This is a genomic window from Thiohalomonas denitrificans, assembly GCF_016841685.1.
GTDB classification, from domain to species: Bacteria; Pseudomonadota; Gammaproteobacteria; order Thiohalomonadales; family Thiohalomonadaceae; genus Thiohalomonas; species Thiohalomonas denitrificans_A.
Genome location: NZ_JAENYR010000052.1, coordinates 1 through 21,707, shown reverse-complemented (window position 1 = coordinate 21,707; position 21,707 = coordinate 1). Strand labels below are relative to the sequence as shown.

Genomic DNA, 21,707 nt, shown 5'->3' with positions numbered 1-21,707 from the left:
CCGAAGAAGGCCGCTCCGAAGAAGGCCGCCCCGAAGAAGGCCGCTCCGAAGAAGGTCGCTCCGAAGAAGGCTGCCCCGAAGAAAGTGACGCCGAAGAAGGCCGCCCCGAAGAAGGCGACGCCGAAAAAGGGTTCCGCCAAAAAGAAGTCAGGTCGGGGCCACTAGCGGCTGCGATTGGTCAAGCCTGCCCAGAGGCTGTCAGTCCGGATCATCGCAAGGCTCTGCTCGTGCTGATGCGCAGGTGAGGTGCATCAGCACGAGCCCTTGCGGTGAATAACCTCGGCTTCCTCCTCACGGACCGTATCGGTCGCGGCGTTGCTGGGTACGGCGTTCCATCCACTGTTCGATGATCCCCCAGAACCACTCCGGCCATCGTCGGTACCAGGGCCGGGCAGCCCAAGCTTCACAGTTGTATTCGAAGCTCTCCCCGAAATCGTGATCGAACATAGCTTTGGCCGCGCTCAGTAAATCGGGGTCATCGATCTCCTGGTTCGCCTCGAGGTTCCAGTTGAAATTCCAGCGATCGATATTGCTGGATCCTATCGAGATCCATTCATCGCACATCAATACCTTGGCGTGAAGGAATCGCGGCTGGTATTCGAAGATACGAATCCCGTGGCGGAGCAGGTGTCCGTAATAGCGTCGTCCGGCGTGCCGAACGGGCGGGAGATCCGTGCGCGGCCCCGGCAACAAGAGCCGCACGTCCACTCCTCGTGACACGGCTCGCCTCAGCGCCCGACGGATCTTTCGGGAGGGGATAAAGTAGGCTGTGGCGATCCAAGCCCGCTGCTTTGCGCCACGAATCCGCTTCAGCAGTGAGCGTTTTACCTCGGCCCTGGCCGGCGCATTCATGATGACACGCCCTGGATGGCCGTCCGGCAGCGGTTCGGGAACCGGCAGGTCAATCTCCAGAGGAGTGGCAGTCCAGCGTTCGCGATTCTTTTCAAACAGATTGTGCCAGTCGGCTACGCAGGGACCCCGTATCTCGACCATCGTTTCGTGCCAGCCCTGTTCGGGATGGTGGGGAGGATCGAAATCGTCCGTAATGCCCGCGCCCCCAACAAACGCAACCCGGCCGTCGACGAGCAGCAGTTTTCGGTGGTCACGGAATAGATTGCCGTGAAATCGGCCGAAGCTGACGGGGTTGTAGTAGACCAGTTCAACACCGGCCTGAATCAATCGCCGCCTGTCGTGGCGTGAAAGTTCGCCGGCGCCGTAGTGGTCCAGCAAGAGGTGGGTGCGCACACCACGCCCGGTCGCCAGGCGCAATGCTTCAATGAACTGATCGGCGATCCTTCCCGATTCGATCAGGTACATCTCGAAGAGGATGTACTGCCGGGCCTCGTGAATGGCTTGCAGCATTACCGGGAAAAAATGTGCGCCGTCCACCAGTAGCCGAAACCGGTTCCCGTCCCGCCAGGGATAGCGGTAGGTTCTCGCTTTCACCCTATCTCCTTTGGCAATCTTCCCTAGTGACAGGCTCCCAGAGGCGTCACATCTGAAAAAACGGGTCTACGGCCATTGGGCACACGGGAGCAAGCCGGGTCGTGGTTCAAGATGGTTCAGGAAAACCGGCCGTTAGGCCTCATCAATGGCCAGACGGCCCTCCTGAATGGAAAGTGCCATGCTTCCCTCTAGCATGGCCTCTAAATCTTCGCCTGCCACTGCATATCGCCAGCCGCGCAACAGCGGCAGGTCGCGTTCACCCAGGACCAGCCGTTCGAGGTCACGCCGGTTGGCGACGGCGACGGGGCTCACCTGACGGGAGCGACAGCGGGCGCGAAGTACTGCCATGAGGGTGTCGACCACCTCATCCTGTTCGGGGACCAGGCGGGAACTTTCCTTTGCTTGCGGCCAGATATCGCGAGGCGCACTTCGTCCGGATTCGACCCGCTCCAGCAATGCCTCGCCGTGGCGATTGACCAGTTTTTCCTCCACGCCGCGGATACGTTCCAGCTTTGTGCGGCTATCTGGCATCTGGCGGGCGATATCCAGCAGGATAGCATCGGCCACGATCCATCGGCGGGGGCGGTCGGACGCGACCGCCCGCTGTTCCCGCCAGGCGGCGAGTTGCTGTAGTACCGCAAGTTGTACGCCCTTTAGCCTCCCTGCACCTTTGATACGCTGCCAGGCCTGTTCGGGCGGATTGGTGTAACGCCCGGAATCGGAAAGGGCGGCAAAATCGTCGGCCAGCCACTCTTCGCGATCGAGTTCCAGCAGCTGGCCAAACTGGCGGCTGTAGATGTCGCGCAGGTATCGCACATCATCGGCGGCGTACTGGATCTGATCTTTCTCCAGAGGGCGCTGGCACCAATCGGCACGGGCATGGGCCTTTTCCAGCTCGATGCCGAGTTCCGCCTTTACCAGGTTACCGTAGCCGACCTGATCGCCTCCGCCCAGGACGGTGGCGGCGATCTGGGTATCGAAAATCGGCGCCGGAACCGCACCTCTCAGCCCGAAGAGGATTTCCAGATCCTGGTGGGCCGCGTGCAAGACCTTGGTGATGGTCGGGTCGTAGAGAACGTCCAGCAGCGGATCGAGGCTGGGGAGTGCCAGCGGGTCCACACAGGCCACCACGGATTCATTGGCAACCTGCAGCAGGCAGAGGCGCGGGTAATAGGTTTTTTCGCGAATGAATTCGGTATCCAGCGTCAGCCATTGGCTGCCGCGGAGCTCATTGCAGAGCTCTTCCAGCCCTTCCGGAGTGTCGATGTAGCGATCGGTCATTGGAGCCCCGCCTGATATGTGGAGACCGCATTATACGGAATATCGGTGTTAGGACCCGAATAGGGGGTGAAGGGCAGGCATGGACCCGAATTGGCATTGATGCCGACTTTGTGCTGCGGCTATGATGGCGGCCAACTTTCGCGTGGAGCCGCCGGAGACGATGCAGGCACTGATTGAGACATTCTGGAGTATCCTGCGTCTGCGCGCGGGCCCCCAGATCCTCCCTGCCTCCAATGTTCTACTGGCGCTGATTCTGCTCCTGCACTGGGGCATCGGGGTGGGACTCGGTACTTTTAGCCTGACGCCGGAGGTGGCTTTGGCCTCCGCGCTCGCCGGTACAGTGATGGTGGTGGCTTTCGTGCAGGGCCTGCTGGGTTTGTATGGACTCCGTGCGCGGGCGGTCCAGACGTTAACCGCCCTGGCGGGCTGCGAGGTGCTGCTGGGAGCGCTCGCGATTCTGCTGACCGCCTGGTTCTTCGCGGTTCCGGAAGCACAGCGAGCCTTGCCAGGGCTGCTCTCTTTACTGGTTCTGGGATGGAATATCGCTTTGGCCGGCCATATATTCCGCCACGCACTGGGCATCTCGTCCGGAATGGGCCTGCTCGCAGCACTCGGTTATATCCTGGTCTCCTTCGCTCTCGCCGACTTCATTACCCCGGCGCCGCCCGGTTGACTTTCGCCACTTCACCGCAAAGACAAGCGGGCTTCGCCTGTTTGCGGTGAATAATTCAGGCTAACTGGCATGCATATTCATATTCTTGGTATTTGCGGTACGTTCATGGGCGGTATCGCCCTGCTCGCCCGACAGAAGGGGCATTCGGTCAGCGGACAGGATGTCGGTGTCTATCCGCCGATGAGTACCCAGTTGGAGGAGCAGGGGATCGCCCTCACAGAAGGGTGGGACCCGGCAGATATTCCGAGTGACGTCGATCAGGTCGTGATCGGCAATGCGCTATCACGCGGAAATCCGGCCGTGGAGCACGTCCTTAACCGTAACCTTCCTTATACCTCGGGTCCCCAGTGGCTTGGGGAAAACCTGCTGCGGGATGCCTGGGTGCTGGCCGTTGCCGGTACCCACGGCAAGACCACCACCTCGGCCATGCTCGCGTGGATACTGGAAGATGCCGGCATGGCGCCCGGTTTTCTCATTGGTGGCGTGCCGTACAACTTCGGCGTTTCGGCGCGGGCCGGCGACACGCCCTTTTTCGTCGTGGAGGCGGATGAGTACGACACCGCCTTTTTCGACAAACGTTCCAAATTTGTCCATTACCGCCCGCGCACTCTGATCCTGAACAATCTGGAATACGATCACGCCGACATCTTTCCGGACCTCGCCGCCATTCAGCGGCAGTTTCATCACCTGGTGCGAACCGTACCCGGCGAAGGGCTGATCCTGGCGCCCGGCGGTGAACGCAAGCTTGATGATGTGCTGGATATGGGCTGCTGGACACAGGTGGAGCCTGTCCATTCGGTAGAGGGTTGGGCCGCGCGAAAATGCGTCGATGACGGCAGTCGTTTCGACGTGCTCTGGCAAGGCGAGTTGCAGGGGAGCGTCACCTGGGAGCTGCTGGGCGACCACAACGTGGCCAACGCCCTCGCGGCGATCGGCGCTGCACGTCATGCCGGCGTACCGCCAACACTGGCCATCGAAGCATTGGCCGGCTTCAAGAGCGTCAAACGACGCATGGAGGTACGGGGCGAGGTGGCCGGTATCACGGTTTACGACGACTTCGCCCACCACCCCACCGCGATCACCACCACCCTGGAGGGGCTGCGCCGCAAGGTGGGTAAGGCCCGCATTCATGCCGTGCTCGAACCGCGTTCCAACACTATGCGTATGGGCGTACACCGGGATGCCTTGGCCGAATCGTTCCAGCAGGCGGACCGGATCTATCTCTACCAACCCGTCGATGTAGGCCGGGACTCGGCCCCCATGCTCGAACCCGCTAAAGACCGGACCGCCGTTTACGACGACATAGAAGCTATTATTAGAGATTTGGTGGCCGAAGCCCGCCCCGGCGACCAGATCCTCGTCATGAGTAACGGTGCCTTCGGCGGCATCCACGACCGTCTTTTAAGTGTTTTGGAAAAAACGGCGATGCCGCAGAGACGCAGAGACACCGAGAGCTAGGAGCCTTGTCCGAGAATTAGCAATGGGCTCCAAAATGTAGGTTGGCGCTGAGGAACGAAGCCCAACAAAACCAGCGTTGGGTTCGCATATAACTTACCCCAACCTACAAAAAACGATGTTGTCGGACAGGCTGCTGGCAGCCTGTCCTTTCTATTTCACTGGAGTCGCGATGCCTGCATCGATCACCGAGATCGCAGTTTCTCCAGCAGTCTTCGGGTCTCTGCGCCTCTGCGGTACTGTTTTTGACGGAGAGCTGCTATGAGCCGCAAGGCGGTGACGCTGGTGATAACCGGGGCGTCCGGGGCACCGTATGGTCTGCGGCTGCTGGAGTGCCTGATTCAAAGTGGCCGTCCGGTCTATCTAATGGTCTCTTCGCCGGCTCAGGTGGTGATCGCAACGGAGACGGATCTTGACTTGCCGGGACAGCCGACTGCGATGCAGGGGTTCCTTTCGGAGCGTTTCGGGGCTGCACCCGGTCAGCTTCGGGTATTCGGGCGGGAGCAGTGGATGGCCCCGGTTGCGAGTGGATCGGCGGCACCGGATTCCATGGTGGTGTGTCCCTGTTCAACCGGCACGCTTTCGGCGATCGCCACGGGTGCCAGTAACAACCTGATCGAACGTGCCGCGGATGTCATGATCAAAGAGCGTCGTCGGCTCGTCTTGGTGCCGCGGGAGGCACCCCTGTCGGCGATTCACCTGGAGCACATGTTGAATCTCTCACGCCTCGGGGTGACCATCATGCCGGCCGCACCCGGTTTCTATCACCACCCGAAATCGATCGGGGATCTGGTCGATTTCATGGTGGCTCGTGTGCTCGACCATATCGGCGTCGAGCACAGGCTGGTGCCCCGCTGGGGCTACGGCGGACCAGACTGAGGCGGAAGGGTGTGGGTGAAGCGACTGAAATTCCGCTGTTTCCCCTCCACACGGTTCTGTTTCCCGGCGGCCCGCTGACGCTGAGGCTGTTCGAGGCCCGCTACCTGGACATGATCAGCCGCTCTCTGCGAGATGAATCCGGCTTTGGTGTGGCGCTGATCCGACAGGGAGGGGAGGTGGGCGAAGCTGCCGAAACCCATGACATCGGCACCCTGGCGCGGATCACTTACTGGGAGCGCCGGCCCGACGGTTTGCTCGGGATTACCGTTCGTGGCGAGCGCCGGTTTCGCATCCATTCCACCCGCGTGATGCCCGATCGATTGATTATGGCGGAGGTCTCCTATCTGTCTGAATGTGAGTCCGGGCCGCTACCGTCGCGGTTTGCTCCCCTTTCGGAGCTGCTCCAAGAGATCTTCGAACAACTGGACCATCCCTATATCACGCTGCCCCGCCAGTTTGGCGATGCGGTCTGGGTCGCTGGGCGGCTGGCCGAAATTCTGCCCCTGCCGCTTTCCCGCAAACAGCGGCTCCTTGAAAGCGGCGACGTTTATTGGTGTCTGAGTAAAATTCAGAACGCCATCGCCTCGGGCTCTTATTGAAGTAGGGTATGGTCCATACCCCTTTTTCATGGAGGGAAACCGATCAGTAACACGCGTCCGTCCCAGTCGTTTGCGATGATATCCCGATTGACGGTTCGGAAAGGCAGCTCAAGTTTTCCCAGTGTCCCCACCAATCTTTCCAGGGGTGCCCCGAAGTGCGTTCCGGTGACGGGCACCGTTATACCGGGAACAGAGGTTTCCACCAGGCACGAAACATTGCCCTCCCATAGCGGGAGGTCGTGCGGAGCGAGAGACACATGGCTCGGCCAGAGCCGAAGTGCCTCGATCGGGCACGCTTCACCTTTCCTGGTTAATAACAGGCTTTCATTCAGCCCTTTGTGAACCTGTGGAAGAACCGGGACCGACTCGAGAGGGGCGGCGCTAAGCCAGCGTAGCCAGGACAATCCGGTCAGTGGGGCGGGGGATTGCCATTCGGCGTTCTGCAACCGGTCACGGAGAGGTTCCAAACCTCCTGCATACTGCAGTGTTAGCGGATGGCGCCGGATGCCCCGGAGTTCGGCGCGAAAAGCGGGAAGCTGTCGCCAGGCACCCGATTGCCAGTCGGTCAACGTCATTTGCCGAGTGTCGGGTGTTTTCGCATAGCGGACCAGGTCCTCGCTGTGACCGGTGGCGATATTCCAGGTGCCGACGAGGGTCAGGGTGACCAAAGCAACGATTCCGAGCGCACCCGGAGAGAGATGTCCGGCTGGGTGGCGGCGATAGGCGATACCCACCAGAGCGATCCAGGCCAGCCCCAACGTCAGACCTCCGAGCACATCGGTGAGCCAGTGGACACCCAGGTAGAGTCTGGAAAACGCGATGGGTACGGCGAGAACCGCCGCTACCGCATACGCAAGCCAACGCCATCGTTCCGATAGCTCCCGCCCAATCAATACGGCCAGAAAGCCGAATAAAACCGTGCTGTTGAGTGCATGTCCGCTCGGAAAGCTGTAGCCGGCAACGCCATAGTAAATTTCAGTCGGCCTTTGCAGTGCCGTTAGCGCCTTCAGGCTGTAATTGGCCAGGAGTGTGAAAGCCCCGACGGCACCCCAGTGGGCGGCGGCTCTGAATCTGCGCCGCAGCAGCAACCACCCGAAAACGACAATGAAAAGTGGCAACAGAACCCGCCCATCACCCAGCTCGGTGGTCGCCACCATCAGCCGGTCCATCACCGGTGTTCGCAGCTCCTGCAGTGAGTGGAAAACATAGGAGTCGAGGTTCGGAAACCACCCCTCCTCGCCGGTGAATGGAAAGAGCGTCACGAACCCCGCCACCGCACCCAGAAGCAGAAAGGCCAGCAGCGTCAGCGCCTTGCCTTCCGGGTGATGGGGGTCGAGCAGGGCTGCGGGCAGACGTCCGGCGTAGGGATGGCGCTGACTCCAGCCGAGCAGGGCGGCGATCATCGCGTGCGCTTTCGGGTGAAGCCAGCGGAAGGTGTGCTTGGCTGCCCAGAAGGTGAACAGGAGCAGAGCCAGCAGGAAGACGATCAGGGCCGCGAGGCGCATGGCCACTTCGGCAGCCAGTCCCAGTGTGGCGGCGAATACCACTCCGGGAAGCACATAGGCGGGCGCCCACAGGATTCCGGAGACCACATTAACGGCGAAAAAACGGCCGACGGGCATGTCCATCATGCCGGCCACCGCAGGGATGATGGGTCGAATGGGGCCGATAAAACGGCCCAAGAGGATGCTTTTTCCGCCGTGGCGCTGAAAGAAACGGGTGGCGTTCTCAATGAATTCGGGATGGGTCCGGAATGGCCATTGCGTTTTCAGCCCCTCGTGGAAGTACCGCCCCAGCCAGAAGCTGACACCATCGCCGGCGATGGCGCCCGTCGCCGCCAAGGCGAGGGTGGGCCAGAACTCGAGACTTCCGCTACCGACCAAAGCACCGATCCCGAACATCAGCATCGCACCCGGCAGAAACAGCCCGACGACCGCAAGCGATTCCGAGAAGGCGATCAGAAAGACCAGAACTCCCGCCCAGGTGGAATGGGTTTCTATCCAGGCCAGCAGTGGCGCGATCAGTTCCATGGCGGAATTCTACCCTGCAGATCTGCTGCGTCCAGGTTTCCAACTAGTGTACTGTTGCATGCTTGGCGATACTTTCAGAGCCCCCCAAAAACGTCAGGACAAGGCGCAGCGCGCAGGCAATGGTTATTCCCTTGTCAAGCGCTGCAACGCCGTCATGGCGTTTTTGGGGGGCTCCCTTCGGGCGAGCCGCTGGCCGGCCAGCGACTCGCTGAAAGCACCGCCAAGCGTGCAACAGTACGCTAGCAACATGCAATTTTTCATTTTGTGGCTAATCTGCAAATAGAGTCATGCAAACTCAAGGAGGAGCACTCATGGCGAAAATGGCGAAATTCAATACTTGGGACTGGGTCGCACTGGTGCTGTTGATCGTCGGTGGGCTCAACTGGGGTCTGATCGGCATCTTCGGCTTCGATCTGGTGGCGGCTATCTTTGGTGCGATGAGCTTCCTTTCGCGGCTGGTGTATACGCTGGTGGGTCTCTCGGCGCTCTATATCGCTGTCGAAGCGATACGCTGGGGAAGGACCAAGGAGGCCGTCGAAGCTTAGCTTAGCCGGCTGGATCCGTTGAGAGATAAACCACGGGGGGACGGTGCTTACGGGGACAGCCGGTGAAAGCCGGCTTCCTGCGTGTTCCCGTACTCCCTGTGTCAAGCGGCAGTACCGGCCGGGTTTCATGGATATGCCGGATATTCACGTCCACACTTTCTTGACCTGGCTGCCGCAAGATGGAACGACATGCCCCGGACCGAAATCGACCTGCAACAGACCATCTCTTTTCTGTCCATCCTCGATGAGGAGGGCAATGCCGATGAAGAGCTGGTCCCCTATCTCGACGACGATACCTTGCGCCGGCTTTTCCGGGTGATGCTTCTGTCGCGCCGTTTTGACGAACGCCTCCTGCAGCTTCAGCGCCAGGGCCGGCTCGGTACGTTTGCGCCGGTCAAAGGGCAGGAGGCTGCGCAGGTCGGGGCGATGGCGCCATTGCGAAGAACCGACTGGTTTGTGCCCTCTTTCCGTGAGACCGCCGCGGCCCTCTGGCGTGACACGCCGCTCAGTGGCCTGCTTCTCTACAACGCAGGTTTCAATGAAGGAGGCCTCCCGCCGGAGGGCAACAATGATCTTCCCATTGCGATTCCCGTTGCCACCCAGGTGCCCCACGCCGTAGGACTGGGTTACTCCGCCCGCGCCCAGGGAAAGGACGATGTCGCCATCGTCTTTTTTGGCGATGGCGCCACGTCCGAGGGTGACTTCCACGAGGCGATCAACTTTTCCGGCGTCTTCAGCACACCTACGATTTTTCTTTGCCAGAACAATCAGTGGGCCATTTCGGTGCCCCGTGAGAAACAGACCCACTCCAGGACACTGGCGCAGAAGGCTATCGCCTACGGCATCCCGGGTATCCAGGTGGACGGGAATGACGTTCTGGCCGTCTATGTGGCAACTGCCGAGGCCGCCGAACGGGCCCGGGCCGGCGGGGGACCGACATTCATCGAATGCATTACCTATCGTCTCTCCCTGCATACCACCGCCGACGATCCGACCCGCTACCGGTCGGAAGAGGAGGTGCAGGCCTGGGAGCGGAAAGAGCCGCTGATCCGTTTTCGTCGTTATCTCGAGAGTCGGGGTTTGCTTTCGGAACAGGAGGTGGAGCGCCTCGAACAGGAAATCAAAGAAGAGATCGCACAGGCTTGGGAGGAGGCGCAGATGCAGATGGAGAACCCCGATCCATCGGTGATGTTCGAGCATATCTACGCAGAGTCTCCGGACTACCTGAAGGCGCAGCGGGACGCATTTCAGAAGGAAATCGGCGGTGGCTAAGCTGACCATGGCCAAGGCACTGAACCTGGCGCTTGCCCAGGAGATGGAGCGTGACAAAAGCGTCTATGTCATGGGTGAAGACGTGGGGCGCGACGGCGGAGTGTTTCGCATTACGGAAGGGTTGATCGACCGGTTCGGTGAGGTTCGGGTCATGGACACGCCGCTCGCCGAGTCGGCCATCGTCGGGGTCGGTATCGGCATGGCGGTGGCGGGATTGAAACCGATCTGCGAGATCCAGTTTTCCGGTTTCAGCTACATGGGCATCGACCAGCTCGAATCGCACGCCGCACGTATGCGCTGGCGCTCCCGGGGCAGGTGGAGTGTACCGATGGTCGTACGGGCGCCCTATGGCGGCGGTGTGCGTGCCCTCGAACACCACTCGGAGAGCAAGGAAGTCTTTTACGCCCACACACCCGGCCTGAAGATGGTCATCCCCTCCGGACCGCGCAACGCCCGCGCCCTCCTGGTTAGTGCTATCCGGGACCCGGATCCGGTGGTGTTTTTCGAGCCCAAGGCGATTTACCGCGCCTTCCGCGAAGAGGTGCCGGATGAAGAGGAGACCCTGCCGTTGGGCAAGGCCCGGATCGTCCGGGAGGGCGGCGACATTACGCTGGTGGCCTATGGTGCCATGCTGCGTCCGACCCTGGAAGCCGCCGAGCAATTGGCCGGCGATGGCATCGATCCGGAGGTCATCGACCTGCTGACGATCTCACCCATGGATGATGAAACCATCGCCGCATCCGTGCGTAAAAACGGGCGGGTGGTGATAGTTCATGAGGCCCAGCGCAGCTTCGGGGCCGGGGCGGAGATCTTTGCGCGATTGAACGAGAAGGCCTTCTGGTACCTGGAGGCACCGATGGAACGGGTGACCGGATACGACGTCATCGTGCCGTTCTTCGCCCGTGAAAAGGCGTACCTGCCCGATGCCGAGCGCATCGTGCACGCCGCGCGTCGGGCGCTACAGTAGGTCCGGGCTTCAGCCCGTCAACGGCTTGAAGGTCGACAGGCTCGAATTCTGTACCCGTAACTCTCTGCTGGTCCCGGTGGTTGAAAAAATATGGCCGAATATCGAATGCAAGACCCCGGCGAGGGGATCCACGAGGCGGAAATCCTCGACTTGAAAGTCGCTTCCGGCGACCGGGTGAACGAAGGTGACACCCTGTTTGCGGTGGAGACCGACAAGGCTGTCCAGGATGTCCCATCCCCTTTCACCGGACAGGTGACAGACGTTCGGATAAACCGGGGCGATATGGTCCGCGTCGGAGACGTCCTGTTGACCTATGAGGCCGAAGGCGAAGAGGCCAAGGGCGAAAAGGCCAAAGCTGAAAAGGCCAAAGCTGAAAAGGCCAAAGACGAGGAGGTGCACGCGAAGCCGCCAATGAAAGGAGAGGCGAAGGAGCGGCATCGCCCGTCTCAGCCCGAGCGGCCGGAGCGGTCAGGTACGCCGGTACCCGCTTCACCCGCAACACGCAGGAGAGCCCGGGAGCTCGGCGTTGATCTGCGGCAGGTCGAACCCAGCGGCCCCCACGAGCGCGTGACTGACGAAGATGTCCAGCGCGTCGCCCAAAAACCGGAGCGCGAATTTACCCCTGAAGCTCCGCCGGCCGTCCGCCCGGCCGAACTGCCCGATTTCAGCCGCTGGGGAGCCGTAGAGAGACAGCCGCTGCACGGCATCCGACGCGCCACTGCCCGACAGATGGAGCGTGCCCGGAGTATTCCCCAGGTTACCCACCAGGACCTGGCGGACATCACCGCCCTCGAATCCTTTCGGCGTGAACACGCCGATTCGGTCAAGGCGCGCGGAGGCAAGCTGACCATGACCGTCATCGTCATGAAGGCCACCGCCGCCGTCCTGCGCCGCTTTCCGCGTTTCAATGCCAGTCTCGATGCGGAGAACGAAGCCATCATCCTCAAGCACTACTGCCACATCGGTATGGCCGTCGCCACCAAGCAGGGCTTGCTGGTGCCGGTGGTACGGGATGTCGACCGCAAGAGCCTGATCGAACTGGCCATTGAGACGATCGCTCTTGCGGAGAAGGCCCGCGCCGGGAAGATGGAGATGAATGAGCTGCAGGGTGCCAGTTTTTCACTGACCAATCCCGGTGGCATCGGGGGCACCTGGTTCACTCCGCTGATCAATCCGCCGGAGGCGGCGATACTCGGCATGACTCGTGCCGACTGGCGGCCGGTACTCGAAGGAGACCCCGAACGGGGGCGTTTCAGGGCAAGGCTGATGCTTCCACTCAGCCTCACCTTTGACCACCGTCTCAACGACGGCGCCGATGCCGCCTACTTTGTACGAAGCGTCGCCGAGATGCTGGCCGATCCTGAGTCGCTGCTGCTCTCGATCTGATGTGGCTTAATTCAAGCAGGTGGGGCGCAGATGACTAAACAAAGGGTCTCCTTCAGGGAGACGATTGCGGGCAGGGTTGTTCCCGGCAACCCTTCTGCATTCCCCCATCCCTGTGGATGCCGCAGGAGGTAAACAAATGCAGGCGACCTACATGGAGGGGAGGGAGGGCCGGACCGATATCGAAACACGGGATGAGGGTGGTCTCAAAGGCTGCACTGGTCAGGAAGGGTGCCTTCTTCCCCGCAGGGAAACGACTGAAGGCGTTCCATTCCGGCGAAAGGAGAGCAGAAAATGGTAATGGGCGAACTTCCGGTCAACACCGACCTGCTGGTGATTGGCGGCGGTCCCGGTGGATATGCGGCGGCCTTTCGCGCTGCCGACCTGGGACTGGATGTCACCATGGTGACCGACGAACCGCTCGGCGGTGTTTGTCTGCTGCGCGGCTGTATCCCCTCCAAGACGCTGCTCTACCTGGCCGAACTGCTGGAGGCCTCCCGCGCGGCAGAATCCATGGGGCTGCGGTTCGGTGAGCCGGAAATCGATCTGAAGGGCATGGGGGGCTGGCGCGACAAGGTGATCGGCCAACTGGTCCACGGTCTGGAGGGGCTTTGCCGCAAGCGCGGAGTGCAGCTCATCCGTGGCCGCGCCCACTTTGAAAGCTCTGAACGGGTGCGACTGGAGCACTCCGACATTGCGGCCATCGACTTCCGGCACGCCATCATTGCCACCGGCTCCCGACCCCGGATGCCCCCCGGCGTCGAAGCCGGCGGCCCGATTATGGATTCCACCGGTGCACTGAAGTTGCCGGATATCCCTGAGCGCCTGTTGGCCATAGGGGGCGGCTATGTGGGGCTGGAAATGGGTACCGTATACGCCGCCCTGGGCAGTCGGGTGACGATCGTACAGAGCCAGGATCGATTGCTGCCGCCCGTCGACGACGATCTTGTAAAGCCGTTGGCCCGCAAGCTCGAAAAGCGCTTCGAGGCAATTCACTACAACACCAGGGCGACCGGTCTGGAAATCAGGGGCGAGACCGTACAGGTCGCGCTGGCCGGAGATGTCGAGAGCACCGAACGGTTCGATCGGGTTCTGGTTGCGATTGGCCGTGTACCCAATATCGAGGGACTCAACCTGGAGGCGACCGGCGTCGAGAGAGACCGGCATGGCGCCATCCGGACCGATGAGCAGCGGCGGACCGCAGATGCCAACATTTTCGCGATTGGCGATGTGGTCGGCGGCACGCTGCTCGCCCACAAGGCGATGCATGAGGGAAAAGTGGCCGCCGAAGCCATTGCCGGACAACCCGCTGCATTCGATGCCCGCGCCATTCCGGCCGTGGTCTATACGGATCCGCAGATCGCCTGGTGCGGACTTACCGAGAGAGAGGCCCAATCGTCCGAGACCCGAGTCCGGGTCGACCGCTTCCCCTGGAAGGCCTCCGGCCGTGCCCTGTCGATGGGAGCCGAGGAGGGCATGACCAAGACGATCAGCGATCCGGAAAGCGGCCGCCTCCTGGGCGTCGGTATCGTCGGACGGCATGCGGAGGCCTTGATCGCCGAGGCCACGCTGGCCATCGAGATGGGAGCCGTTGCCGAAGACCTCGCCCGCAGCATCCACCCTCATCCCACCCTTTCGGAAACCCTCAGCGAGGCGGCCGAACTCACCCTGGGCGGATCAACCCACTTCAAGTAATCCGGGCTACTGATGTCGGAACCAGAGGGTCCGCAAAGCTGGTCCTAAGTGCAGGCCGGTTGGATGTCTCATTGTGTCCCATTGCCAATAGCGTTAAAGGCCCTTAAAGCGATATCATTAGAAGTATCTGATCTTTTCATTGACCTTCAGTCGTCCAAACCGACTCGGAGCCCATCTTGAACGACTCGAATGACAGCGGCTGGCACGTCGACCGGTCCAAAAACATCGTTAGCCATATCGACGGATTTTCGGCCGAAATGGTCCACGGCCAAGTCCGCAATATTTTGCGACTCCCGCCGGATACTGCCGCGCGCGAGATTTCCCGCTACCTTTCCGGAGCTGAAAAGGCGTGGGCTGACGCGCTACCCGCCGAAGCGGAGAACGCGGGACCCTCGGCTATCGCCCGGCTCATCGGGAATGGCCCCAAGCTGCGTCCCAATGTGCCGCCCCCTCCGAAACAGCGGACGTGGTCAGAAACCTATCCGCCGGCACCGATTTCGGAAGAGCCCGGGCCCAAGTCCAGGCCCGAGCCGATTATCAAAGTGAAGCGCCGTAAACGGATGCTGAAACCGGGTAGCGAAGACCAATAAAAATATCGCTCAGGCATCAACACCGATAGCTAACCTGGGGGAGTTCGACGTGAAGCTCGAGACCATCGCCATTCATGGTGGCTATGAACCGGAACCGACTACCAAGTCGGCGGCGGTGCCTATCTATCAGACCACCTCCTACGTCTTTGACGACACCCAGCACGGGGCGGACCTGTTCGACCTCAAGGTGTCGGGCAATATCTATACCCGCATCATGAATCCTACCAATGCAGTGCTGGAGCAACGGGTGGCGGCCATGGAGGGCGGTGTCGGCGCCCTGGCGCTGGCCTCGGGCATGGCGGCTATCACGTACACCATTCAGACGCTGGCGGAGGCGGGTGACAACATCGTCTCCATCAGCCGACTCTACGGCGGGACCTACAATCTATTCGCCCATACCCTGCCGCGTCAGGGTATCGAGGTGCGCTTCGCCGCCTACGACGACCTCGAGCAGATCGAAAGCCTGATTGATGACCGGACCAAGCTGGTGTTCTGTGAGTCCGTCGGTAATCCGTCGGTGAACGTGACGGATATCGAGGCACTGGCAACGATGGCCCACGCCAGGGGCGTGCCGGTGGCGGTGGACAACACCGTGCCTTCGCCGGCCCTGTGGCGGCCCATTGAAAATGGCGCCGACATCGTTATTCACTCGCTGACGAAATACATGGGCGGGCATGGCACCACCTTGGGCGGCATCGTGGTGGACTCGGGCAAGTTCCCGTGGGCCGAGCATACCGATCGCTTTCCGATGCTCACTGAGCCGGACCCCTCCTACCACGGGGTGGTCTATACCGAGGCGCTGGGTGAGTCCGCCTTCATCGGCCGCTGCCGGGTTGTCCCGCTGCGCAGCATGGGCGCGGCCCTTTCGCCCTTCAACGCCTTCCAGCTCATGCAGGGCATCGAGACCCTCGCCCTGCGTATGGAGCGCCACTGCGATAATGCGCGGGAAGTAGCTGAATACCTGCAGCAGCACCCGCAGGTGGAATGGGTAAAGTATCCGGGATTAGCTGACCATCCGGAATATGCCCTGGTGCAGAAGTACATGGGCGGCCGGGGTTCCGGCATCCTCGCGTTCGGCATCAAGGGCGGCCGAGAAGCGGGGGCCAAATTTATCGATGCGCTGAACCTGGTGGTGCGCCTGGTGAATATCGGCGATGCCAAATCCCTGGCCTGCCACCCGGCCACCACCACCCATCGTCAACTTGACGAGGCAGAGCTGGCAAAGGCGGGTGTAACCCCGGATATGGTGCGCCTCTCGATCGGCATCGAGCACATCGACGATATTATCGCCGACGTGGAACAGGCGCTCGCGGCAGCAAAGTAATCCATCGCCCCGGCTTTTTACCGGGGCACCTCCTTTACCTGTAGGTCGGCCTTCAGCCCGACCCTTTTGGGCAGATCGAAAGGTGTGATCCGGGAGTGGATGTTTGACGGTCTGAAGGTCGACCCGCGCGCAGGTCGGCGATCTTATCGCCATTGCAGAACATCGCCGCCGAATGGCCCGGATTAGCCTCTTCCGTAGGCGACGATGGCATTTCCCGGGGCCGCTTTAACTGCGACGTCCGCCGGCTCGATAGCATGTCGCATTGCGGATGTATAGATTCGCAGGAGATCTTCCTCGGAAACATCAATGAACGAGTCCAGCTCCGACAGCGCGTACACCAGGTCGCTGTGAGCGATCACGCATTTCTCGCCAGAGCAGACGGGCACCGGCGGCAAGGATTGGCGAATGGGGTTCAGGCTTAATGGGTAGCGGCGCCAGGCAAACGGATAATTGACCAACACGGCCACTGCCCATATGACGAGTACATTGACCAGTACCGGCTCCAGCAGGTAACCGTACCCCAGAGCGTGGACCTGCGGCCCGCCCACCACCGCCACCAGTGCCGTCGCTCCGCCCGGGGGGTGAATGCAGCGCAGGTAATACATCACCACAATCGCGATGGCCACCGCCAGCGGGCCGGCCAGTAGCGGGTTTGCTATCCACGAGGCGCAGGTGACCCCCACTGCCGCCGACAACAAGTTGCCGCCGATCAGCGGCCAGGGCTGGGACAGACTGCCGTGTGGCACCGCGAACAGCAGCACCGCCGATGCACCCATGGATGCCACCATCAGTGCGGCACCCTGCAGATCCAGGATGCGGCTGCTCACCCAGAACACCATCAGGATACCAACGAAACCACCCACTGCCGATATCACCTTCTCACGATGGGTGGTGGGATGCGTATCGCTGCTGTTGATCCAGTCCCGGAGGCCGGCGTAGGCATGCTTTGCCACCGACATGTCAGCCGGTGCTCCAGGCCCGCGGACGTTTCATCCCGGCCAGTTTACACGCCTGCTTGACATAGCCGTAGGGAAACAATTTGAACAGGTAATTACGTGCCTTGCGGCCGTAGCCGAGCTCTTCCGCGAGAAACTTGATGGTGAAGCGGGCATCGGGAGCGATCTGATGCTCGTCATAGAAGCTCCGCATGAACCGAAGCACCTTCCAGTGTTCTTCAGTGAGGTGCAGATGTTCCTGGGCGGCGAGGTGCTCGGCCACGGCTTGATCCCAGTGACCCGGTTCTATGAGATAGCCCTCTTCGTCGGTGGCGACACGATTTCCTGAATTGTCGGCAATCATCTGTCACTCTCTCCTCATTCACTAACTAATCGCTGAATCGGTTTTTTCTGCTGCTGCTAAGAGTAGAGATGGCTTCTAAATCGGACAAACGATATTTTCTGCATCATAATATCGACATATTCGATAGTTGGAGTCGAGAACCGTGGAGATCGAGTTTGCCCGCACCTTCCTTGCCGTGGCCGCGGCCGGCAATTTCGTAGGCGCCGCAGCCAGGCTACACGTGACCCAATCCACCGTGAGTTCGCGTATCCAGTCGCTGGAACGGGAATTGGGCGCGCAGCTGTTTCGTCGAGGCCGTGGTGGTGCCGACCTGACCGCTGCGGGGGCGCGCTTTCTGCGCCATGCCAAAATGCTGGTACTAACCGTGGAGCAGGCGCGACATGAGGTTGGCCTTCCCGCCGGCTTCAGCGGTAGTATCACGCTGGGTGCCCGTATTGCCTTGTGGGAAGGGTTTTTGCCGCGCTGGGTCGATTGGATGAGGGATGCAGCGCCGGATATTTCGTTGCGTATGGAGGTAAGCCTCGAGGACGAAATGATCCAGCAGTTGGTGCAGGGCATCATCGATATCGGCGTGATGTATACACCGGAGCGCCGCCCCGGCCTCGGTATCGAACGTCTGTTTGATGAATCTCTGCTGCTGGTTACCACCGATCCGGACCGCGACTGGTCGGACAAGAACTATGTACATATCGACTGGGGTCAGGAGTTCCAGGCGCAGTTCAGCACCATGTATGCAGAAGCCCCGCCGCCGGCCCTGAATACCAACATCGGTTGGCTCGCCATGCAGTATCTGCTGCGTAACGGCGGCTCTGCCCACTTCCCCGCCCGCACGGTGCGATCCCTGGTTGCCCGGGAGCGGCTCTGGGTAGTGGAAGACAGTCCGGCATTCACCATGCCCGCCTATATGGTTTATCCCCTCGATCGCAATGAGGAGTGCCTGGCACTGGCCTTGGAGGGGCTGCGCGAACTGGCAGCAAAGGAGCAGAACGTAACGCTGCGCTGAGGAGCCGCCAGGGCGCTGTCGGGACCTCTCGCAATGACGGCTAAATGTTCGTCACTGATTCGGGTCTGCGCAGCAGGGGGTACGGCTCGCAATGACAGCTGAATGTTCGTCACTGATAGGGGCCGCGGAGCGGCGGGTAGTGCTCGTAAAGGATCTGAGGCTTTCTAAGCACGAAGTCATATCACTACGGGGGCCACCGGTTATTGGTTTCAAATCCCCCCGTGCTCTCTCTTGGCTCTGTGTTCTCTGTGGTGAACCTAACGGATGAAGGGATTGCTCTGCCGTTCGGCGCCGAAGGTGGACATGGGGCCGTGGCCGGGGACGAACTCGATGTCATCTCCGAGGGGCAGGAGTCGCTCGCGGATGGATGCAATTAGCGCGGTATGATCGCTTCGCGGGAAGTCGGTGCGGCCGATGGACCCCTGGAACAGCACATCGCCGACAAACGCCAGCCGGGCTCGCGGATGATAGAAGACGATATGCCCCGGCGTATGCCCCGGGCAGTGAATCACTTCCAGCCGCTCTTCGCCAACGCTCACCGTATCACCATGCTCCAGCCACTGATCCGGTTCGAACGGCTCGATTCGTGGTAATCCAAACATCTCTGCCTGCTGCGGCAGTATCTGCAACCAGAAGGCGTCTTCCCGCTGAGGACCAACCACCGATACGCCGACGGCATCCGCCAGCGACCGGGCCACTCCCACGTGGTCCATGTGACCGTGGGTCAGCAGCACCTTTTCAAGCGTCAGTCCTTTCTGCCGGATCGCCGACATCAGCCGTTCCTGCTCACCACCCGGATCAATGAGCGCCGCACGGTTCGTGCGCTCGCACCAGATAAGCGAACAGTTCTGCTGGAAAGAGGTGACGGGAATGATTCGGTATTTCATATCAGGTATTAACCACGGGGAGCACGGGGGACACGGGGATTAACCACGAGAACGGGGACGAAACAGAGCACAGCTTTCATATAACCCTCCGGGCGCTCTGTGTTCTCCGTGTTATGGATGGTTATATCCATGTTCCCCGTGCGCCCCGTGGCCCCCGTGGTTTGGTTGACTATTTCAAAGCGTAGACAGCACCCGCCCGGCGGCTTCGACGGTGGCGTCGATGTCGGCTTCGCTGTGCGCGGCGGAGACAAAGCCGGCCTCGAACGCCGATGGGGCGAGATAGACGCCTTCGTTCAGCATGCCGTGGAAGAACAGCTTGAAACGATCCACGTTGCATTCGGTCACTTGGGCGAAGTTGGTGATATTCGGTTCCTCGGTGAAGAAGAGTCCGAACATGCCGCCCACGGCGTTGGCGCTCATGGGGATCTCGTGAGTCCTGGCTTTTTCCAGCACACCCTTGACCAGCCGGTCGGTCTTTTTACTGATGTCGTGATAGAAGCTCGGCTGCATAACCAGCTTCAGCGTTGCCAGTCCCGCGGCCATGGCCACCGGATTTCCGGAGAGTGTGCCGGCCTGATAGACCGGGCCCAGCGGTGAAATATGCTCCATGATTTCCCGCTTGCCGCCGAAGGCGCCCACCGGCATGCCTCCGCCGACCACCTTGCCGAGGGTAGTGAGGTCGGGGGTAATCCCGTAGTGGGCCTGGGCGCCGCCGAGGGCCACACGGAAGCCGGTCATCACCTCGTCGAAGATGAGCACGGAGCCGTAGTCGTCGCACATCTCCCGTAGCCCCTCCAGGAAACCGGGGACCGGCGGGATGCAGTTCATGTTGCCGGCAATCGGTTCGACGATGATGCCCGCCACCTGGCCGCCGATGTGAGTGAAGGCCTCCTTGGCGGCCTCGATGTCGTTGAAGGGCAGGGTGATGGTGTGTTCGGCCAGCGCCGCCGGCACTCCGGGCGAGTTGGGTACGCCGAGTGTGAGGGCGCCGGAACCCGCCTTGACCAGCAGCGAGTCGGAGTGGCCGTGATAGCAGCCTTCGAACTTGACGATCTTGTCGCGTCCCGTCACTCCGCGTGCCAGGCGAATGGCTGTCATGGTCGCCTCGGTGCCGGAGTTGACCATGCGCACCATGTCCATAGAGGGAACCAGCTCGCACAGTAGGTCGGCCATTTCGGTCTCGACCGCCGTCGGTGCGCCAAAGGAGAGGCCGTTGGCCGCCGTTTCCTGGACGGCCCGGATGACATCCGGGTGGGCATGACCCGCCACCATCGGCCCCCAGGAGGCAACGTAATCGATGTACTTTTTGTCACTCTCGGACCAGAGGTACGGCCCCTCGCCACGCTTGAAGAAAATCGGCTCGCCGCCCACGCCGCGGAAGGCGCGCACCGGGGAATTCACGCCACCGGGGATGTGTTTCTGCGCAGCGGTAAAGAGTTCGTGTGAATGCGGCATCTTCATTCCTTTTGGTTTTGACCACGGGGGACACGGGGAGCACGGGGAAAGCCTATTAACCACTGAGGACCAAAGCTTTTCTCTGTGTGCTCTGTGGTTTTGAACAAGTGTTTTCCCCGTGCTCCCCGTGTCCCCCCCCGTGGTTATTCATACAAGTCGGATATTTTACGGGCGACGGCGCGGATATCCTCTGCGCCGAAAACGGCGCTGACTACGGCGAGCATGTCGGCGCCGGCTGCCACCAGGGTGCCGCCATTGTCGGCGGTGATGCCGCCGATGGCAACCACAGGCACGGTCAGGCGCGCCTTGGCATTGCGCAGCAGATCGGGGCTGGCGCGAACCGCGTCGGGTTTGACGGAGGAGGGGAAGAAACTGCCGAAGGCCACGTAGTCGGCACCGGCACTTTCGGCCTCCAGAGCCAGTTCCAGACGGTCATAGCAGGAGACGCCGATGATGGCCTCCGGGCCCAGGACCTCCCGGGCCGCCGCGATATCGCTGTCGTTTTTGCCGAGATGGACGCCTGCAGCACGCGCCTGCAGAGCGATCTCCACATCATCATTGACGATAAGCGGGATGCCGAGGGGGCGACAGAGTGTGACCAGGTCCTGCGCCTCCCAGAGGCGACGCGCCGGATCCGGGTGTTTGCTGCGGTACTGGACCACACGCGCCCCGCCATCGATCGCCAGCGCGGTCGCCGGGACCAGCCGCTCGTCGGGAATGAGGCTTTCGTCGGTAATCGCGTACAGTCCGCGAAGTGTGTCGAATGTATTCATAGAGCGCTCATATAGTTCACCACAGAGGGCACTGAGAGGTGTCCGTATTGCGAGCAACTTCCCGTCGCTGCGCGGCCCCGAATCAATGACGAACTCTTAGCCGTCATTGCGAGCCGTACCCGCCGCTGCGCGGCCCCGAATCGATGACGAA

20 protein-coding genes and 1 pseudogene are annotated in these 21,707 nt (G+C 61.1%); 13 read left to right on the top strand and 8 right to left on the bottom strand.

Translation table 11 applies throughout. The features are described 5' to 3' along the window. A pseudogene (locus Q7L05_RS11765) lies at nt 1-245 on the top strand (hypothetical protein); the annotation flags it as partial. A gap of 46 nt (nt 246-291) precedes the next feature. On the opposite strand, the gene Q7L05_RS11760 reads toward Q7L05_RS11765, so the two are convergent. Continuing rightward, nucleotides 292-1,446 (bottom strand): phospholipase D-like domain-containing protein, encoded by a 1,155-nt coding sequence (locus Q7L05_RS11760; protein WP_303906624.1) that lies wholly within the window; start codon nt 1,444-1,446, stop codon nt 292-294. Nucleotides 1,447-1,578: 132 nt separating this feature from the next. Then, nucleotides 1,579-2,727, bottom strand: coding sequence for a ribonuclease D (rnd, locus tag Q7L05_RS11755; protein WP_303906621.1), 1,149 nt, complete (start codon nt 2,725-2,727; stop codon nt 1,579-1,581). 121 nt (nt 2,728-2,848) lie between these two features. On the opposite strand from rnd, the gene Q7L05_RS11750 reads away from it, so the two are divergent. The 4 genes from Q7L05_RS11750 to Q7L05_RS11735 all read left to right on the top strand — a co-directional run bounded on the left by Q7L05_RS11750 (nt 2,849) and on the right by Q7L05_RS11735 (nt 6,333). Next, nucleotides 2,849-3,400 (top strand): hypothetical protein, encoded by a 552-nt coding sequence (locus tag Q7L05_RS11750; RefSeq protein WP_303906619.1) that lies wholly within the window; start codon nt 2,849-2,851, stop codon nt 3,398-3,400. A gap of 69 nt (nt 3,401-3,469) precedes the next feature. Continuing rightward, on the top strand, nt 3,470-4,858 hold the full coding sequence (mpl, locus tag Q7L05_RS11745) for a UDP-N-acetylmuramate:L-alanyl-gamma-D-glutamyl-meso-diaminopimelate ligase (protein WP_303906616.1): 1,389 nt from the start codon (nt 3,470-3,472) through the stop codon (nt 4,856-4,858). A gap of 258 nt (nt 4,859-5,116) precedes the next feature. Beyond that, nucleotides 5,117-5,734, top strand: coding sequence for a flavin prenyltransferase UbiX (locus Q7L05_RS11740; protein WP_303906613.1), 618 nt, complete (start codon nt 5,117-5,119; stop codon nt 5,732-5,734). Between the two features lie 11 nt (nt 5,735-5,745). Beyond that, entirely contained in the window at nt 5,746-6,333 is a 588-nt protein-coding gene (locus Q7L05_RS11735) for an LON peptidase substrate-binding domain-containing protein (protein ID WP_303906610.1), read from the top strand. Nucleotides 6,334-6,359: 26 nt separating this feature from the next. On the opposite strand, the gene Q7L05_RS11730 is transcribed toward Q7L05_RS11735, so the two are convergent. Then, entirely contained in the window at nt 6,360-8,363 is a 2,004-nt protein-coding gene (locus Q7L05_RS11730; RefSeq protein WP_303906607.1) for a bifunctional DedA family/phosphatase PAP2 family protein, read from the bottom strand. A 320-nt stretch (nt 8,364-8,683) separates the two neighbouring features. Between Q7L05_RS11730 and Q7L05_RS11725 the strand changes: the two genes are divergently transcribed. The 7 genes from Q7L05_RS11725 to Q7L05_RS11695 all read left to right on the top strand — a co-directional run bounded on the left by Q7L05_RS11725 (nt 8,684) and on the right by Q7L05_RS11695 (nt 16,139). Beyond that, on the top strand, nt 8,684-8,908 hold the full coding sequence (locus Q7L05_RS11725; RefSeq protein ID WP_317623124.1) for a DUF378 domain-containing protein: 225 nt from the start codon (nt 8,684-8,686) through the stop codon (nt 8,906-8,908). A 189-nt stretch (nt 8,909-9,097) separates the two neighbouring features. Continuing rightward, nucleotides 9,098-10,180, top strand: a complete 1,083-nt coding sequence (pdhA, locus tag Q7L05_RS11720) for a pyruvate dehydrogenase (acetyl-transferring) E1 component subunit alpha (RefSeq protein ID WP_303906602.1) — start codon at nt 9,098-9,100, stop codon at nt 10,178-10,180. Continuing rightward, nucleotides 10,173-11,147, top strand: coding sequence for an alpha-ketoacid dehydrogenase subunit beta (locus Q7L05_RS11715; protein WP_303906597.1), 975 nt, complete (start codon nt 10,173-10,175; stop codon nt 11,145-11,147). Before pdhA ends, Q7L05_RS11715 begins: the two co-directional genes overlap by 8 nt. Before the next feature lie 90 nt (nt 11,148-11,237). Next, nucleotides 11,238-12,533: a dihydrolipoamide acetyltransferase family protein gene (locus Q7L05_RS11710; RefSeq protein WP_303906595.1), complete on the top strand. Its 1,296-nt coding sequence runs from the start codon at nt 11,238-11,240 to the stop codon at nt 12,531-12,533. A 291-nt stretch (nt 12,534-12,824) separates the two neighbouring features. Beyond that, the gene (gene lpdA / locus Q7L05_RS11705) at nt 12,825-14,225 is read left to right on the top strand and encodes a dihydrolipoyl dehydrogenase (RefSeq protein WP_303906592.1); all 1,401 of its coding nucleotides are present in this window, start codon (nt 12,825-12,827) and stop codon (nt 14,223-14,225) included. A 176-nt stretch (nt 14,226-14,401) separates the two neighbouring features. Further along, nucleotides 14,402-14,815 carry a hypothetical protein gene (locus Q7L05_RS11700; protein WP_303906590.1) on the top strand — a complete coding sequence of 138 codons (414 nt, stop codon included), beginning with the start codon at nt 14,402-14,404 and terminating at the stop codon, nt 14,813-14,815. Between the two features lie 49 nt (nt 14,816-14,864). Continuing rightward, complete coding sequence (locus Q7L05_RS11695) at nt 14,865-16,139, top strand: bifunctional O-acetylhomoserine aminocarboxypropyltransferase/cysteine synthase (protein WP_303906587.1); 1,275 nt, start codon at nt 14,865-14,867, stop codon at nt 16,137-16,139. Between the two features lie 182 nt (nt 16,140-16,321). Here Q7L05_RS11695 and Q7L05_RS11690 read toward each other — a convergent pair whose 3' ends face one another. Both Q7L05_RS11690 and Q7L05_RS11685 read right to left on the bottom strand, forming a co-directional pair. Next, on the bottom strand, nt 16,322-17,098 hold the full coding sequence (locus tag Q7L05_RS11690; protein WP_303906585.1) for an HPP family protein: 777 nt from the start codon (nt 17,096-17,098) through the stop codon (nt 16,322-16,324). A 1-nt stretch (nt 17,099) separates the two neighbouring features. Continuing rightward, nucleotides 17,100-17,438 carry a TusE/DsrC/DsvC family sulfur relay protein gene (locus tag Q7L05_RS11685; protein ID WP_303906582.1) on the bottom strand — a complete coding sequence of 113 codons (339 nt, stop codon included), beginning with the start codon at nt 17,436-17,438 and terminating at the stop codon, nt 17,100-17,102. Between the two features lie 142 nt (nt 17,439-17,580). On the opposite strand from Q7L05_RS11685, the gene Q7L05_RS11680 reads away from it, so the two are divergent. Beyond that, a complete protein-coding gene (locus Q7L05_RS11680; RefSeq protein WP_303906579.1) occupies nt 17,581-18,441 on the top strand; it encodes a LysR family transcriptional regulator in 861 nt (286 codons plus the stop codon). Nucleotides 18,442-18,698: 257 nt separating this feature from the next. Here Q7L05_RS11680 and Q7L05_RS11675 read toward each other — a convergent pair whose 3' ends face one another. The 3 genes from Q7L05_RS11675 to thiE all read right to left on the bottom strand — a co-directional run bounded on the left by Q7L05_RS11675 (nt 18,699) and on the right by thiE (nt 21,556). Next, nucleotides 18,699-19,328 carry an MBL fold metallo-hydrolase gene (locus Q7L05_RS11675; protein WP_303906576.1) on the bottom strand — a complete coding sequence of 210 codons (630 nt, stop codon included), beginning with the start codon at nt 19,326-19,328 and terminating at the stop codon, nt 18,699-18,701. A 174-nt stretch (nt 19,329-19,502) separates the two neighbouring features. Then, the gene (hemL, locus tag Q7L05_RS11670) at nt 19,503-20,789 is read right to left on the bottom strand and encodes a glutamate-1-semialdehyde 2,1-aminomutase (RefSeq protein ID WP_303906573.1); all 1,287 of its coding nucleotides are present in this window, start codon (nt 20,787-20,789) and stop codon (nt 19,503-19,505) included. A 137-nt stretch (nt 20,790-20,926) separates the two neighbouring features. Continuing rightward, nucleotides 20,927-21,556 carry a thiamine phosphate synthase gene (thiE, locus tag Q7L05_RS11665; protein ID WP_303906570.1) on the bottom strand — a complete coding sequence of 210 codons (630 nt, stop codon included), beginning with the start codon at nt 21,554-21,556 and terminating at the stop codon, nt 20,927-20,929. Nucleotides 21,557-21,707 lie beyond the last annotated feature (151 nt).

What these genes read in the sequence shown, in the direction of transcription:
- Q7L05_RS11725 (WP_317623124.1), top strand. Translation starts at nt 8,684, where the DNA reads ATGGCGAAATTCAATACTTGGGACTGGGTCGCACTGGTGCTGTTGATC.
- Q7L05_RS11690 (WP_303906585.1), bottom strand. Translation starts at nt 17,098, where the DNA reads ATGTCGGTGGCAAAGCATGCCTACGCCGGCCTCCGGGACTGGATCAAC.
- Q7L05_RS11730 (WP_303906607.1), bottom strand. Translation starts at nt 8,363, where the DNA reads ATGGAACTGATCGCGCCACTGCTGGCCTGGATAGAAACCCATTCCACC.
- hemL (WP_303906573.1), bottom strand. Translation starts at nt 20,789, where the DNA reads ATGAAGATGCCGCATTCACACGAACTCTTTACCGCTGCGCAGAAACAC.
- Q7L05_RS11685 (WP_303906582.1), bottom strand. Translation starts at nt 17,438, where the DNA reads ATGATTGCCGACAATTCAGGAAATCGTGTCGCCACCGACGAAGAGGGC.
- lpdA (WP_303906592.1), top strand. Translation starts at nt 12,825, where the DNA reads ATGGTAATGGGCGAACTTCCGGTCAACACCGACCTGCTGGTGATTGGC.
- Q7L05_RS11750 (WP_303906619.1), top strand. Translation starts at nt 2,849, where the DNA reads ATGATGGCGGCCAACTTTCGCGTGGAGCCGCCGGAGACGATGCAGGCA.
- Q7L05_RS11740 (WP_303906613.1), top strand. Translation starts at nt 5,117, where the DNA reads ATGAGCCGCAAGGCGGTGACGCTGGTGATAACCGGGGCGTCCGGGGCA.
- pdhA (WP_303906602.1), top strand. Translation starts at nt 9,098, where the DNA reads ATGCCCCGGACCGAAATCGACCTGCAACAGACCATCTCTTTTCTGTCC.
- thiE (WP_303906570.1), bottom strand. Translation starts at nt 21,556, where the DNA reads ATGAATACATTCGACACACTTCGCGGACTGTACGCGATTACCGACGAA.
- Q7L05_RS11710 (WP_303906595.1), top strand. Translation starts at nt 11,238, where the DNA reads ATGGCCGAATATCGAATGCAAGACCCCGGCGAGGGGATCCACGAGGCG.
- Q7L05_RS11675 (WP_303906576.1), bottom strand. Translation starts at nt 19,328, where the DNA reads ATGAAATACCGAATCATTCCCGTCACCTCTTTCCAGCAGAACTGTTCG.
- mpl (WP_303906616.1), top strand. Translation starts at nt 3,470, where the DNA reads ATGCATATTCATATTCTTGGTATTTGCGGTACGTTCATGGGCGGTATC.
- rnd (WP_303906621.1), bottom strand. Translation starts at nt 2,727, where the DNA reads ATGACCGATCGCTACATCGACACTCCGGAAGGGCTGGAAGAGCTCTGC.